14 protein-coding genes are annotated in these 12,322 nt (G+C 61.9%); 7 read left to right on the top strand and 7 right to left on the bottom strand.

All coding sequences use genetic code 11. The features are described from left to right. The 4 genes from IM701_RS21180 to IM701_RS21165 are packed head-to-tail and all read left to right on the top strand — an operon-like array spanning window position 1 to window position 2,845. On the top strand, window positions 1-1,014 hold the full coding sequence (locus IM701_RS21180; protein WP_010890875.1) for a ketopantoate reductase family protein: 1,014 nt from the start codon (window positions 1-3) through the stop codon (window positions 1,012-1,014). A 13-nt stretch (window positions 1,015-1,027) separates the two neighbouring features. Continuing rightward, window positions 1,028-2,095: a tartrate dehydrogenase gene (locus tag IM701_RS21175; RefSeq protein WP_010890874.1), complete on the top strand. Its 1,068-nt coding sequence runs from the start codon at window positions 1,028-1,030 to the stop codon at window positions 2,093-2,095. Between the two features lie 44 nt (window positions 2,096-2,139). Then, window positions 2,140-2,424, top strand: coding sequence for a DUF1330 domain-containing protein (locus IM701_RS21170; protein ID WP_008828092.1), 285 nt, complete (start codon window positions 2,140-2,142; stop codon window positions 2,422-2,424). Between the two features lie 10 nt (window positions 2,425-2,434). Then, window positions 2,435-2,845, top strand: coding sequence for a BphX family protein (locus tag IM701_RS21165; protein WP_008828093.1), 411 nt, complete (start codon window positions 2,435-2,437; stop codon window positions 2,843-2,845). On the opposite strand, the gene IM701_RS22040 is transcribed toward IM701_RS21165, so the two are convergent. The 4 genes from IM701_RS22040 to IM701_RS21150 all read right to left on the bottom strand — a co-directional run bounded on the left by IM701_RS22040 (window position 2,846) and on the right by IM701_RS21150 (window position 6,097). Continuing rightward, window positions 2,846-3,181: a ketopantoate reductase C-terminal domain-containing protein gene (locus IM701_RS22040; protein WP_230488000.1), complete on the bottom strand. Its 336-nt coding sequence runs from the start codon at window positions 3,179-3,181 to the stop codon at window positions 2,846-2,848. A gap of 60 nt (window positions 3,182-3,241) precedes the next feature. Then, window positions 3,242-3,781, bottom strand: coding sequence for a 2-dehydropantoate 2-reductase (locus tag IM701_RS22035; protein WP_230487999.1), 540 nt, complete (start codon window positions 3,779-3,781; stop codon window positions 3,242-3,244). 4 nt (window positions 3,782-3,785) lie between these two features. Further along, window positions 3,786-5,105, bottom strand: a complete 1,320-nt coding sequence (locus IM701_RS21155) for an LLM class flavin-dependent oxidoreductase (RefSeq protein WP_010890872.1) — start codon at window positions 5,103-5,105, stop codon at window positions 3,786-3,788. 62 nt (window positions 5,106-5,167) lie between these two features. Then, window positions 5,168-6,097 carry a fatty acid desaturase gene (locus tag IM701_RS21150; protein ID WP_193829259.1) on the bottom strand — a complete coding sequence of 310 codons (930 nt, stop codon included), beginning with the start codon at window positions 6,095-6,097 and terminating at the stop codon, window positions 5,168-5,170. A gap of 194 nt (window positions 6,098-6,291) precedes the next feature. Here IM701_RS21150 and IM701_RS21145 point away from each other — a divergent pair, with 194 nt between their 5' ends. After that, entirely contained in the window at window positions 6,292-7,143 is an 852-nt protein-coding gene (locus IM701_RS21145) for an IclR family transcriptional regulator (RefSeq protein WP_230487998.1), read from the top strand. Window positions 7,144-7,243: 100 nt separating this feature from the next. Next, a complete protein-coding gene (locus IM701_RS21140; RefSeq protein ID WP_230487997.1) occupies window positions 7,244-8,476 on the top strand; it encodes a multidrug effflux MFS transporter in 1,233 nt (410 codons plus the stop codon). A gap of 9 nt (window positions 8,477-8,485) precedes the next feature. Here the strand turns inward: IM701_RS21140 and IM701_RS21135 are convergent, their stop codons facing one another. The 3 genes from IM701_RS21135 to hpaH are packed head-to-tail and all read right to left on the bottom strand — an operon-like array spanning window position 8,486 to window position 11,268. Continuing rightward, complete coding sequence (locus tag IM701_RS21135) at window positions 8,486-9,652, bottom strand: CaiB/BaiF CoA-transferase family protein (protein WP_193829258.1); 1,167 nt, start codon at window positions 9,650-9,652, stop codon at window positions 8,486-8,488. Window positions 9,653-9,654: 2 nt separating this feature from the next. Continuing rightward, complete coding sequence (locus IM701_RS21130) at window positions 9,655-10,443, bottom strand: HpcH/HpaI aldolase/citrate lyase family protein (RefSeq protein WP_010891051.1); 789 nt, start codon at window positions 10,441-10,443, stop codon at window positions 9,655-9,657. 9 nt (window positions 10,444-10,452) lie between these two features. Further along, on the bottom strand, window positions 10,453-11,268 hold the full coding sequence (gene hpaH / locus IM701_RS21125) for a 2-oxo-hept-4-ene-1,7-dioate hydratase (protein ID WP_193829257.1): 816 nt from the start codon (window positions 11,266-11,268) through the stop codon (window positions 10,453-10,455). A gap of 139 nt (window positions 11,269-11,407) precedes the next feature. Between hpaH and IM701_RS21120 the strand changes: the two genes are divergently transcribed. Then, window positions 11,408-12,268 carry an alpha/beta fold hydrolase gene (locus IM701_RS21120; RefSeq protein ID WP_100868255.1) on the top strand — a complete coding sequence of 287 codons (861 nt, stop codon included), beginning with the start codon at window positions 11,408-11,410 and terminating at the stop codon, window positions 12,266-12,268. Window positions 12,269-12,322 lie beyond the last annotated feature (54 nt).

Raw genomic sequence — 12,322 nt, 5'->3', positions numbered from 1 at the left:
ATGTCCAAGCAATTGCATTTCTGTTTCCACGGCGCCGGCGGGCTAGGCTCGGTCATCGGCGGATTCCTGGCGCGCGGCGGCCACAAGGTCACGCTGATTGCGCGCAAGCCCCATGTCGAGGCGATCCGCCGGGATGGCCTGAGTATTTCTGGTGTGCGGGCGCAATTCGTCCAGCGCGAAAACCTCTTCGCGGTCGAAACGCCCGAGGAGGTTGAAGGCGACATCGACTATTACATCCTGCTGACCAAGGCCAAGGGTACCGATCAGGCGCTGGCCGATGCGCAGGTGTTGGTCGATCGCACCGCTTGCGCGCTGACTTTGCAGAACGGCGTGGGCAAGGAAGGCAAACTCCAGGCCGCGTTTGGCAAGGACAAGGTGATCGGCGGCTCGATCATGGACGGGGCGACCCTGCTCGAACCGGGCAAGGCGCTCAATCACATGGCGGTTCCCGTCACCGCCTATTTCGGCGAGCTGGAAGGCGGGGAGAGCGAGCGCACGCGGATCATGGCCGAAGCGCTCGACGCTGCGGGCATGGGTTCGCGCTCAACTCCCGATATCGTCCATGTCCATTGGGAAAAAGTGGTTCAGGTCGGTGGAGCATCGTCGTGGAGCGCCAGTACGCTGGGCGCGCTTCCAAAGCTCGATTTTGTGGATGGTGTGGCGGTTCGCGAAGGCGCCGAACACTATGTCCACGTCGTCAAGGATCTGCTGGCGATCTACAAGGCGCTTGGCTACGAACCACAGAACTATTTCGCGCCGGTATCCAGATTGGTCGAGATTGACCGTGAAGGCTTTGAAGAGGCAGTGTCCGGTGTCATGGCGATGGGCACCAGGTTCAAGCCGGAAAACCGTCCTGTCCGCACCTCGATGCATGACGATCTCGTGGCGGGCCGGCGGATGGAAGTTGACGAGGTCCTGGGGCCGCTCGCGGCGGCAGCGGAGCAACTGCAGGTTCCTGCGCCAGCCTTTCTCAGCGCCTATCGGGTGCTCAAGACTTTGAACAGCTATCTGTAGTGAAAGATTGACCATGAGGCGTTATTCCATCGCCAGCATTCCGGGAGATGGAATAGGCCGCGAGGTGGTGCCTGCCGCAATCGAGGTGCTGACGGCGGCAGCGGCCAAGTGCGGTTTCGTGCTCGAATTCCGGCACTTCGACTGGAGCTGCCAGACCTACCTCGAAACCGGCAAGATGATGCCCGATGATGGGCTAGACCGGTTGCGCGATCATGATGCGGTGTTCCTCGGCGCGGTCGGCTTTCCCGGGGTACCCGATCATATCTCGCTGTGGGGGCTGCTGCTGCCGATCCGGCGCGAGTTCGAGCAGTACGTCAATCTGCGTCCGGTGCGGCTGCTGCCGGGCATCGCTTCGCCCCTGCGCGACAAGGCTCCCGGCGACATCGATTTCTGGGTGGTGCGCGAAAACTCGGAAGGCGAATATTCCCAGATCGGCGGTCGGACCGGGACCGGCGAGAACGAAATCGTCGTCCAGCAGGCGATCTTCAGCCGCCGGGGCACCGACCGCATCTTGCGCTATGCCTTCGACTTCGCTCGGCGGAGCGGGCGCAGGCATGTGACCAGCGCGACGAAGTCCAATGGACTCTATCATTCGATGCCGTTCTGGGACGAGCGCTTTGCCGCGATCGGCGCCGAATACCCCGATGTTGCCGCCGATCAGTATCATGTCGATATTCTCGCCGCACGCTTTGTGATGTCGCCCGAACGGTTCAATGTTGTGGTTGGTTCGAACCTGTTTGGTGATATCCTTTCCGATCTGGGGCCGGGAATCACTGGCACCATCGCTGTGGCGCCTTCTGCTAACCTCAACCCCGAACGGCGGTTCCCTTCGATGTTCGAGCCGGTCCACGGGTCTGCCCCGGACATCGCCGGGCAGGGCATCGCCAATCCGATCGGCCAGATTTGGTCGGGTGCAATGATGCTGGAACATCTCGGCGAAGCCGAGCCCGCCGCGCTGGTGATGCGCGCACTCGAAACGGCGCTCATTGCGCCCGATATTGCGAGGACCCCCGATCTTGGCGGAAACGGGACAACCGCGGGATTTGCGCAAGCTGTTCGCAGCACCTTGCTGGGGCTCTAGCCGGAAAGCTGGCGGTCCCGGCGCTGACCAAAGGAAACGGAGTGATGGCTGCCTATTTCATCGGATCGATCAAATCGCACGACGAAACCTGGGTGGCAGGCTATATGGCCGCAGTTCCGGCGCTGGTCGGACGCCACGGCGGGGAAATGGTCTGCCGTTCGCACGAGTTCGTCCGTTATGAGGGCGAGGGAGCCGCACCTGACTATGTCGTGGTGATCCGGTTTCCTTCGATGGAGGCGATCGACGCCTTCATGAACGATCCGGACTATGCGCCGCACAAGGATGCGCGCATCGCCTGCGCCACATCGGATATCTTCGCGATCGCCTGAGGAGGCCGCCATGAAGGTTCTGCGCACTTACCTGATCGCCGTGGGGATCTGGTATCTCTGCAATCTCGTGCTGCTCTGGCCGCCGGTCTATGCGGGGGCCCTGCGGCTGATCTACCCCGGTATTGCGCTGGGGCAGGGGACGCCGTCTTTCGGCCTGCTGCTTGATGCCTGGTTGATCGTTGGCATCCAACTGGCGGCAATCGGCCTTGTGGCGTTGTGGGGCGCGCGCGATCCGTTGCGCTACTGGGCGCTGGTTCCGGTGATCGTGCTGACCGAACTCGTCGGCTCCGCCTGGGACATCTATAGCGTCGTTTGGAGCGGAGAAGCCTTGTGGGTCGGCTTGACGACCTTGGCCGCGCATGCTGTGATCATGGCGGGTGCATGGTTTGCCAGGCGCGCGATGGAGCGGGATATCGTCTGATCAATCAGGTTGAAGCCCGCGGGCGCGCAGCCGCGCGAGGATTTCGTCTGTCGCCGGGCAGGGCAGGTCGGCCTGTCGCGCGAAGCGGGGTATGGCCCCACTGAGGTGGACGAATTCCGACGGTCTGCCCGCTTCGAGATTGCGCTGCAGCGAACTGGTGACGTCGGGTGGAAAGCGGCCGATGAAGTCCAGCTTCTCGTCTATGCAATCGGGCGGCAATTCGATGCCCAACGCCGTTGCGATCCGTTCGACCTCGGCCATGGCCTCGCGCAAAAGCGCGCTGGCCTGGGGATGGCTCAGCACCTGACCGACCTTCAGGCCGAACGCCGGGGCCACCGCGCCGATCGTCGCCGGCCATCAGGAACTTGTCCCACAATGCTGGGCGCATGTCGCCTGTCAGAGTGGTGGGGACCCCAGCGGCAAATAAGGTCGCCCGCAAGGTTTGCCGAGGCCTGTCCGGCAGCCGGGTCGGTTGCGTGATCGGCGACCGGGCCGGCCAGCAGCGTGGCGGGGACGCCGGTGTGGCGCACGATCCCGTCTTCCAGCTCGAAGAAGCCGTGCATGCGTGCGCCAAGCAACGACAGCGGGGGGCAGGGCGGCCTGGGCGATGCCGGGTGCTTCGACCCCATTCTGCACCGTCAGCAGCGTGAAGCGGCTTCCGCGCAGTGGTTCGAGCAGGGCGAGCGCGGATTCGATCTGAAACGTCTTGGTTGCCAGGATGGCATGATCCGGAGGCGTTGCGGGATCGCATGCTGCGGACACCGGCACACGCACTTGCCGCTCGGCCCCGCCTTCGGACAGCAGCACGCCCATGTTTCGCAAGGCCTCGAGACGCGCTCCTCTGGCGATCAGCAGAACTTCATGCCCGGCGTCGTGCAACCGCGTGCTCAGGAAACTGCCGATTGCCCCGGCGCCGATGATGACAAACCGGCTCACCGCATCAGGCGAAGAAGCGGTTGTCCGGGCGCGGCAGGCCAAGATGGTCGCGCAGCGTTTCGCCTTCGTATTCGGTGCGGAACAGGCCGCGCGCCTGCAGTTCGGGTACAACCTTGCCGGTAAAGTCTTCCAGGCCTTCGGGCAGGTAAGGGAACATGGTGGTAAAACCGTCGCAAGCGCCTTGCTCAAGCCAATGCTGCATCTCGTCGGCGATGGTCTTGGCGGTGCCGACAAAGGCCAAACCGCCATAGCTGCCAGCCTTCGCGGCGAGCTGGCGGATCGTCAGGTTCTCAGCTCTGGCCAATTCGATCATGAACCGCCGCGAACTTTTGCTGGCGTTGGATTCGGGGATGTCGGGCAGGGGGCCGTCGGGATCGAAGCCCGATACGTCGTGACCCAGCATGCCAGACAGTGAATGGATGCCGCTGTCGTAGTGGACCAGGCTGTCCAGTTTCGCGCGCTTCGCGTGGGCTTCCTCGACGGTGTCTCCAACAACCAGGAATACGGCCGGCATGATCTTGATGTGATCGGGATTGCGTCCGACCGTCGCCGCCCGCCCTTTGACGTCGTCGTAATAGGCTTTGCTGCCTTCCAGCGTCGATTCCGCAGCAAATACGGCTTCGGCAGTTTCGGCAGCGAGCTGGCGGCCCGGGTCAGAGGCACCGGCCTGGAAGATGACCGGCCAGCCCTGAACCGGACGCGCGATGTTAAGCGGCCCGGTGACCGAGAAATGCTCGCCCTTGTGGTTCAGCGCATGCATTCGGTCGGGGTCGAAATAGATGCCCTTTGCTGCGTCCATAACGAAGGCATCGTCAGCGAAACTGTCCCACAGCCCGGTCACAACGTCATGAAACTCGCGGGCGCGGTGATAGCGCGCGGCGTGATCTGGCTGGGTCTCCAGGCCGAAGTTGCGGCTGCTGTCCGGATTCGAAGTGGTCACCACGTTCCAGCCGGTCCGCCCGCCGCTGATGTGATCGAGAGAGGCAAAGCGGCGCGCGACATGGAACGGCTCGTCGTAAGTGGTCGAGGCCGTTGCGACGAGGCCGATTCGCTCAGTCACCCCGGCCAGTGCGGAAAGCAACGTGAATGGCTCGAACGAGGTCACCGTGTGGCTGCGCATCAGCGCCTGGCGTGGCAGGTTGAGCACGCCGAGGTGATCGGCCATGAAGAAATAATCGAACTTGGCAGCTTCAAGGCTGCGGATGAAGCGCTGGATCGCTGCCAGGCTGAAGTTCGCGTCGGGTAAGGCACCTGGATACCGCCAAGCTCCGGTGTGGATGCTGACCGGGCGCATGAACGCGCCAAGGTGAAGTTGCTTGGCCATCAGTGCGTTTTCCGATCTGGAGGTACGGCCGGACCATACCGAACGGTCCGGCCGTTATTTCGTTAGGCAGGCATGGCCTTGCCTTGCGCCTGGTCGAGTTCCCGGCGAACCGCAAAGTGGTCGTCATAGTTCTCGGGCTTCAGGGCGAAGGCTTTCTGGCGCGGGATGCGCTGCTGGTTGATTTCGTCGTATTTGAGGTAATAGGCCTTGTGCATCCGGTAGAACGGGATTTCCGGCCAGAGGTGGTGGATCAGGTGGTAGTTCTGATAAACCAGTAGCGGGTTGAGCAACCATTCCCAGCCGAACCGCATGGTTGTCGCCATGTAAGGGTCTTCGTCTTGCGCGATGATCGCGGGATGGTGCGGCAGGATCACGAAGACGATCGCGATGATGAACAGCGTGATCCGCGACGGCACGAACCACAGCATGAACAGTTCCCACCCGAACCCGAAGTAGAGCGCGGCGACGAACAGAAGCATCAGGAACGAATAGAACACAACCAGTTCGGTGCCATGTTTCTTGCGCACGTTCTGACCATATTTGACGAAATACCAGATGTAGGCACCATCGAAGAAGGTCCAGCGGAATGGAACCTGCCACCAGGGCGATTCATGCTCGAACCGGTCGGGGTCTTTGGGTCCATTGGTATGCGTGTGGTGCTTGTTGTGGACCCAGCGGAGCAGGACCATCGGGGCATAGGGAAAGAGGAAGAACAAGCCGATCGCGCCGATCGATTCGTTGATCCAGCCAACGCTCGACAGCGACTTGTGCGAGGCGTCGTGGATCACGCTGAAAAGCAGATATGTGACGAGGCCGTTTGAGATCGCACCGACCCAAAGCGGAAGCATAGCGTTCAGCGCCAGGTACCAGGTCGTTGCGATCCCTGCCATGGAAACGACAAACAAGAGAGCTGTCGGCAGGGCGAGAACGGGCGCCTTTCGCAACTGTTCGAAATGCTCTTCGGACGATCTGGGAAACGCGATTGCAGCCATTACCCGACTTCCTTTCCTCTCACTGGTTTCTAAGCGCCTGGTTGGGTTGACGCTCGGCCTCTTTGTCGCAATTGACTCAGATCATCCTCTTGCACGCGTTTGCACCTTACATTACTCGTTGGACAATATGCAACTCCTTTCCCATCATGCAAGGGGCTTTGGGGCCGGGGAGTGGCTGGTGAAGGGGAATACCGATGAACGCACGCAAGGCTAGCCAGCTTGCAGCTAAAGGTGATGAAATGGAACATCAGGCTACCGAGCGCTTGCCTCCCGAAGATTTGAGCGCGAATGATTCGCCGCGCAAGGCTATCCAGTCCGTGGAAATTGGTGTTCGCGTCCTCAGGGCCTTGATGGATTGCCCAAGGGATGGCGCACATCTGCGTGAAGTTGCCGAGAAATCGGGTCTGTCACGCAGCCAGGCACACCGTTACCTGCTGGCTTTTGTCAATACAGGCGTGGTCGAGCAGAATATCCAGAATGGCCGCTATGCACTAGGTGAGTTTTCAGTTCGTATTGGCATGGCCGCGCTGGCGCGGGTGGAGCCGGTACGGATCGCTGGCGATAATCTGGCGAGCGTGCTGGAAGAACTGCAAACGACAGGGTTGCTGTCGGTCTGGGGCAATTATGGGCCAACGGTGATTCGCTGGATCGATGGCGGTCTGCCCCTGTTTACCAGTTTGCACGTCGGCTCTGTTTTGCCCTTGCAGGCTTCGTCCACCGGCATCCTGTATTTGACCCATTGTTCACGAGCTTTGACTCGGCCCGTCATCGCTCAGGAGCGCGCCAGCGGGCTGGTGGTTTCCGACGACGAACTGGAAAGGCAGATAGTCCAAGCGCGCGAGATGGGATACGCGACCACACAGGGTACGGTTGTGCCTGGTCTCTCTGCCTTGAGTGTACCTGTGCTTGATTCCGGGAACAGGCTTGTTGCAACGATGAGCGTTCTCTCGCGAGTTCAGGACAAGCATTTTTATTCAAAGCCGAAGATCGAAAAGATCCGTTCGGCGGCCATGGCAGCGAGTCGTGCGATCGGCTGGCAAGGATAGCTCCTGCGGTTTTCCATCAGAAGTGGACTGGCCTCCATATTGGTGGACCGGCTTCATGGCGGAGTCGCTGCCAGGCCCGACCATCCGGAAGGTATGAACGTTGTCGCTGACCCATAAAGAGCCAATCGGCAAACGGGAGTTCATCGCCATGATGGCGATGATCCAGGCATTGCAGTCACTTGGGTTTACAACTTTGCTTCCGGCCTTGGGTGTCATGGCAAACGATCTGGGGGCAAGCGGTTCAAATCAGCGGCAATGGGTCATCGGCACCTTCCTGATCTGCTCCGGCCTGTTTTCGCTCGTCCCGGGGACGATCTCCGACCGGCTTGGGAGGAAGCCGGTCCTGCTGGTTTGCATGGGCCTGTTCGCCCTGATCAATCTGCTTTGTGCTTTCGTGGCTGACTTTTCCGTCCTGCTGGCGGCCCGCGCGCTGCTTGGCTGTGCCTCGTCCGCCCTGACCGTCCTTCCTCTGGCGATCATTCGCGACCGCTATCAAGGCGAAGACATGGCCAAGCTGCAAGCCTTTGTCGCGATGCTGTTTATGGCAGTCCCGACCCTTGCCCCAAGTTTGGGTTATGTGATCTTTACTACGCTCGGCTGGCGTGCCGTCTTCATTGTCATCGGCGTGCTGTCGATGGGAGTGTCAGCATGGTATTTCTACCGCATGGAAGAAACGCTGCCGCTTTCCCGGCGGCAGTCCCATGGTGCCAGTGAATTGTTCGGCAACATCCGCCTCGTTCTGACAAACCGCCGGTCGATCGGTTACGTCATTGGCATGGCCCTGATTTTCGGCGCTCACTTCGGCTTCATCAACAGCTCGCAGCAATTGATCGGCGAACATTTCGGGGCCGGCGGGGCCTATTCGGTAATCTTTGGCTTGATGGCGGGCTCGATGATGCTGGCCAGCATTGCCAATTCTGCGATCGTACACCGCTTCGGCATCCGGGGGATCGGCCATGCCGCCATCCTGTGCCATTTCCTTGTGTCGATCGGCCAGATCTATTTGGCATCCCGACCGGGCGAAACCCTGCTTCAGTTTGTGCTTCTGACATCCGCGAACATGTGCTTGCTGATCACGGTCTTCATCAATTTCACGGCGATTTCCCTGCAGCCGTTCGGCAAGGTGGCCGGGGCCGCGGCCTCTGTTCAGACGTTCTTCCGTTTGGTGCTTGGCGCGGGGCTGGGCGCACTGATCGGGCAGGCCTACAATGGTTCCCCGCTGCCTCTGGCCTATTCGTTCTTCGGGGTGGCGAGCGTGACCATCGTGCTTGTACTGTTCAGCGAAGGCTGGCGATTGTTCGGGGGACCTATACCGGTTCAGGCTGCGAACTGACTGCGCCGCCTATTCGTCTTCGACCGGCTCGGCACTTCCCGGCGCGGCCAGATTCGAAACCATTCGCACTCCGTCGATCACGATCGGGCTGGCGACGCCTTTGCGCCCTCCGGCCATTGCGGCGAGGCCCCTGGCGACGACCTGCGGATCGGCGAACACTTCGTCGAGTTCGTTGATCGGTCCGGCTGGCACGCCAACCTCTTCAAGCGCGTCGAACAGCGCTTGTCGGTTCCACTGGGCCGTGCGCCCCTCGACCGTTGTGACCAGTTCCGCCCGGTTCGAGAGACGGGCAGGATTTGTGGCGAAGCGTGGGTCTTCATGCAGTGAACACCGCAAAACGCGGCACAAGCTGGCGAACTGGCCGTCGTTGCCGGCCGCAATCACCAAGGGTCCGTCAAGCGTGGGGAAGGCTTGATAGGGTGCCAGATTGGCATGACCGTTGCCGAACCGGCGCGGGACTTTGCCCGAAGTCATCCAGTTCATCGCCTGATTGGCCATGACCGCCACCTGGGTATCGAGCAGCGCCATGTCGATATGGGCGCCGCTGCCGGTGCGGTCCCGGCGGTTGAGCGCGGCGAGAATCGCCACAGTGCTGTACATGCCCGTGAACAGGTCGGCCACCGCGATGCCCGCCTTCTGCGGCTCGCGATCGGGTTCGCCGGTCATCGACATCATGCCGCCCATGGCCTGGGCGATGAAATCGTAGCCCGCGCGGTGGGCATAAGGCCCGGTCTGCCCGAACCCGGTGATCGAGCAAGTAATCAGGCGCGGGTTCAGTTCGGACAGCGCGGCATGGTCAAGCCCGTATTTCGCCAGCCCGCCGACCTTGTAGTTTTCGATCACGATGTCGGCCCCGTTCGCCAGCTCGCGGATGATGGCCTGGCCTTCCGCGCTGGCGATGTCGATCGCGAAGGAGCGCTTGCCGCGATTGGTCGAATGGAAATAGGCCGCGCCCAGACTCGTACCGTCTTCTGCGGTCACGAACGGCGGCCCCCAATGCCGCGTGTCGTCGCCCGCACCGGGCCGCTCGATCTTGATCACTTCGGCGCCCAGGTCCGCCAGCAATTGCCCGCACCAAGGTCCGGCCAGAATGCGGGCGAGCTCAAGCACCCGTACCCCATCGAGCGGTTTGGACGGATCGCCGGTTACTGCGGCCCGCCAGGCCGGTTTCGCCATGGTCAGACTCCGCCCTGCGCGGCGATGCGTTCGCGCCAGCGGCGAAGCCCGTCGCCTGCACCTTTTGCAAAGGTGAAGCTGTCGATGCCGTTGGCGATGAAGCGGGCGCCGCCATCGAGGAACTGCTGGACGAGCCGCTCGTCGCGCGAAAGGATCCCGGCCGGTTTGCCGGTTGCCACGATACGCGCCAGCGCCTCGCCGGTCAGCTTGAACAGGGCATCGAAGCTGCTTGCGCCCAGCAAACCTTCGGTCGCGGCCAGGTCCGCAGGTCCAAGAAACAGCGCGTCGATCCCATCCACCGCAGCGATCGCCTCAATGTTGTCGACGGCAGTCGCGGTCTCGATCTGGGCGATGATGCAAACCTGCGCATTGGCCTCTGCGACATAGGCAGGATAGCCACCCCAGCGTGAGGCGCGGGCACCGCCGAGGCCGCGTTCCCCAGCTGGCGGATAGCGCGATGCGGTCACGATCGCTTTGGCTTGTTCGGCGGTTTCGACCATCGGAACCATCAGGGTCTGCGCACCAAGATCCAGAACCTGTTTGATCGTCACCGAATCATGGCCGGGAACCCGTACAATCGCAGAACAAGGTGGAGTGGCTTCCACCGCACGCAGCTGCGCGACGATGCCGGGCAAGGTCTGCGGGCCGTGTTCACCGTCGATCAACAGCCAGTCATAACCCTGGCCCGCACAGATTTCGGCAATGTCTGGATGGGCCAGCGCCAGCCAGAAACCAAGCTGGACCGGACCTTCGCGCAAGGCCGCCTTGAAGCTGTTGACGGGTGTTTGCATTGTCGCCCTCTATACGAACCGGAACCCGATTGAACCAAACTCGCCGAAATCGGCGTTGAAGACATCGCCCGGCGCCGCTTCGACCGGACGCGTGAACGATCCGCCGAGCACGACTTCTCCGGCTTCGAGCGCTTGCCCCCAGGGCGCGAGCCGCCGTACCAGCCAGGCGACGCCGTTGGCGGGATGGTTGAGCACCCCTGCCGCAAGGCCGGTTTCCTCGATCACCCCGTTGCGGCTGAGCAGGGCGCCGATGCGGCGCAGGTCGAGCCCGTCGGGTTTCGCCGGCAGACCGCCGACGATGATTCCGGCATTGGCGGCATTGTCGCTGATCGTGTCCAGGACCTTGCGCGCGGCCCCGGTTTCGGCATCCTTGGGATGCACCCGTGTGTCGATGATTTCGATTGCCGGAACCACATAGTCGGTGGCGCTCAGGACATCGAAAATCGTCGTCTGTGCTCCTTCCAGGCGGCGCCCGAGCACAAAGGCCAGCTCGACCTCGACCTTGGGCGTGATGAACCGCGCGGCTGGAACGTCGCTGCCCTGTTCGAACACCATGTCATCCAGCAAGGTGCCATAATCGGGTTCGGTGATTCCGGCTGCCTGCTGCATCGCGCGCGAGGTCAGGCCGATCTTGTGGCCATAGACGGTGCGGCCTCGGGCCAGCTTGAGATCGACCCAGGCCTGGTTGATGCGGTAGGCATCCTCGATCCGCATGCCGGGATAGCGCACGGAGAAGGGCCGGATCCGTTCGCGGGTCTGCTCGGCATGGTCGAGTTCCTGCGCCAATTGCGCGACCTGTCGAACGTCGAATGTCTCGCCTGTCATGTGTCCTGCTCCCAATGCGTAACACTTGGGAAAACTCGTTGCACATTGTCAAACGATATCTTAGGCTCCCGCCCAATTCATCGCGCACTCCGGCGAAGAGTCGCGCGGGCACTTTCACAAGACCACATGGGAGAAGGTCATGGCTGCTGACGGCGTTATCAGGGAAGAAAAGATCACGGGACGGGGCCTGACCTCGCACACCTTGCTGGCGGGCGATCCGTCCAAGCCGGCGATCCTGCTCCTTCACGGTGCGGGTCCGGGCGCGCATGCCGCCTCCAACTGGTATCACCTGATGCCGGACCTGGCGGAAAACTTCTTCGTGATCGCGCCCGATCTGATCGGCTTCGGCCAGTCGGTGATCCCCGATCCCTGGCCCGACAGCGTGATGGGCTGGATCGGCACCCGGGTCGATCAGTGCTTTGGCCTGCTTGAGGCGCTGGGCGTGAAGAAGGCCCACGTCGTCGGCAATTCGATGGGCGGTGCGCTGACCCTGCAGATGATGAGCGAGGAACCCGACACGATCGACAAGGTGGTGCTGATGGGCTCGATCGGCGCTCCCGGCCCGCGCACCCCGGAACTGATCCGCCTGCTCTCGTTCTATTCCGATCCGCGCTATGCCCGCTATCGACAGGTGATGCATAGCTTCGCCTACGATGCCGACAAGTTCGAAGGCATGGAAGAAATCGTCCAGAACCGCTACAAGATCGCCACCGATCCGGGGATCATGAAGACCGCGGTCAAGATGATCGATTCGATGAAGAACGGGATCGACACGCTCAACATGCCGCCCGAGCTGCTGGGCAAGATGCCGCATGAAGTGCTGATATTCCACGGCCGCCAGGACCGGGTGGTTCCGCTCGACACCAGCCTCTACCTGATCCAGCATCTCAAGCATGCCGAACTCTACGTGCTCGACCGTTCGGGCCACTGGTCGCAGCTGGAGCGCTGGGACGTGATGCGCCCGATGATGGAAATCCACTTCGGCGCCCGCTCGTTCTGAGCAAAACGACTGCTGCGCGGCCCGCTGGGGCAGCGCCCGGATTGGCAGGCGGCA

This window comes from Novosphingobium sp. ES2-1 (genome assembly GCF_015169775.1).
Taxonomy (GTDB): domain Bacteria; phylum Pseudomonadota; class Alphaproteobacteria; order Sphingomonadales; family Sphingomonadaceae; genus Novosphingobium; species Novosphingobium subterraneum.
Note: the sequence above shows the minus strand (reverse complement) of the source record. Positions and strands in the feature narration are given on the sequence as shown.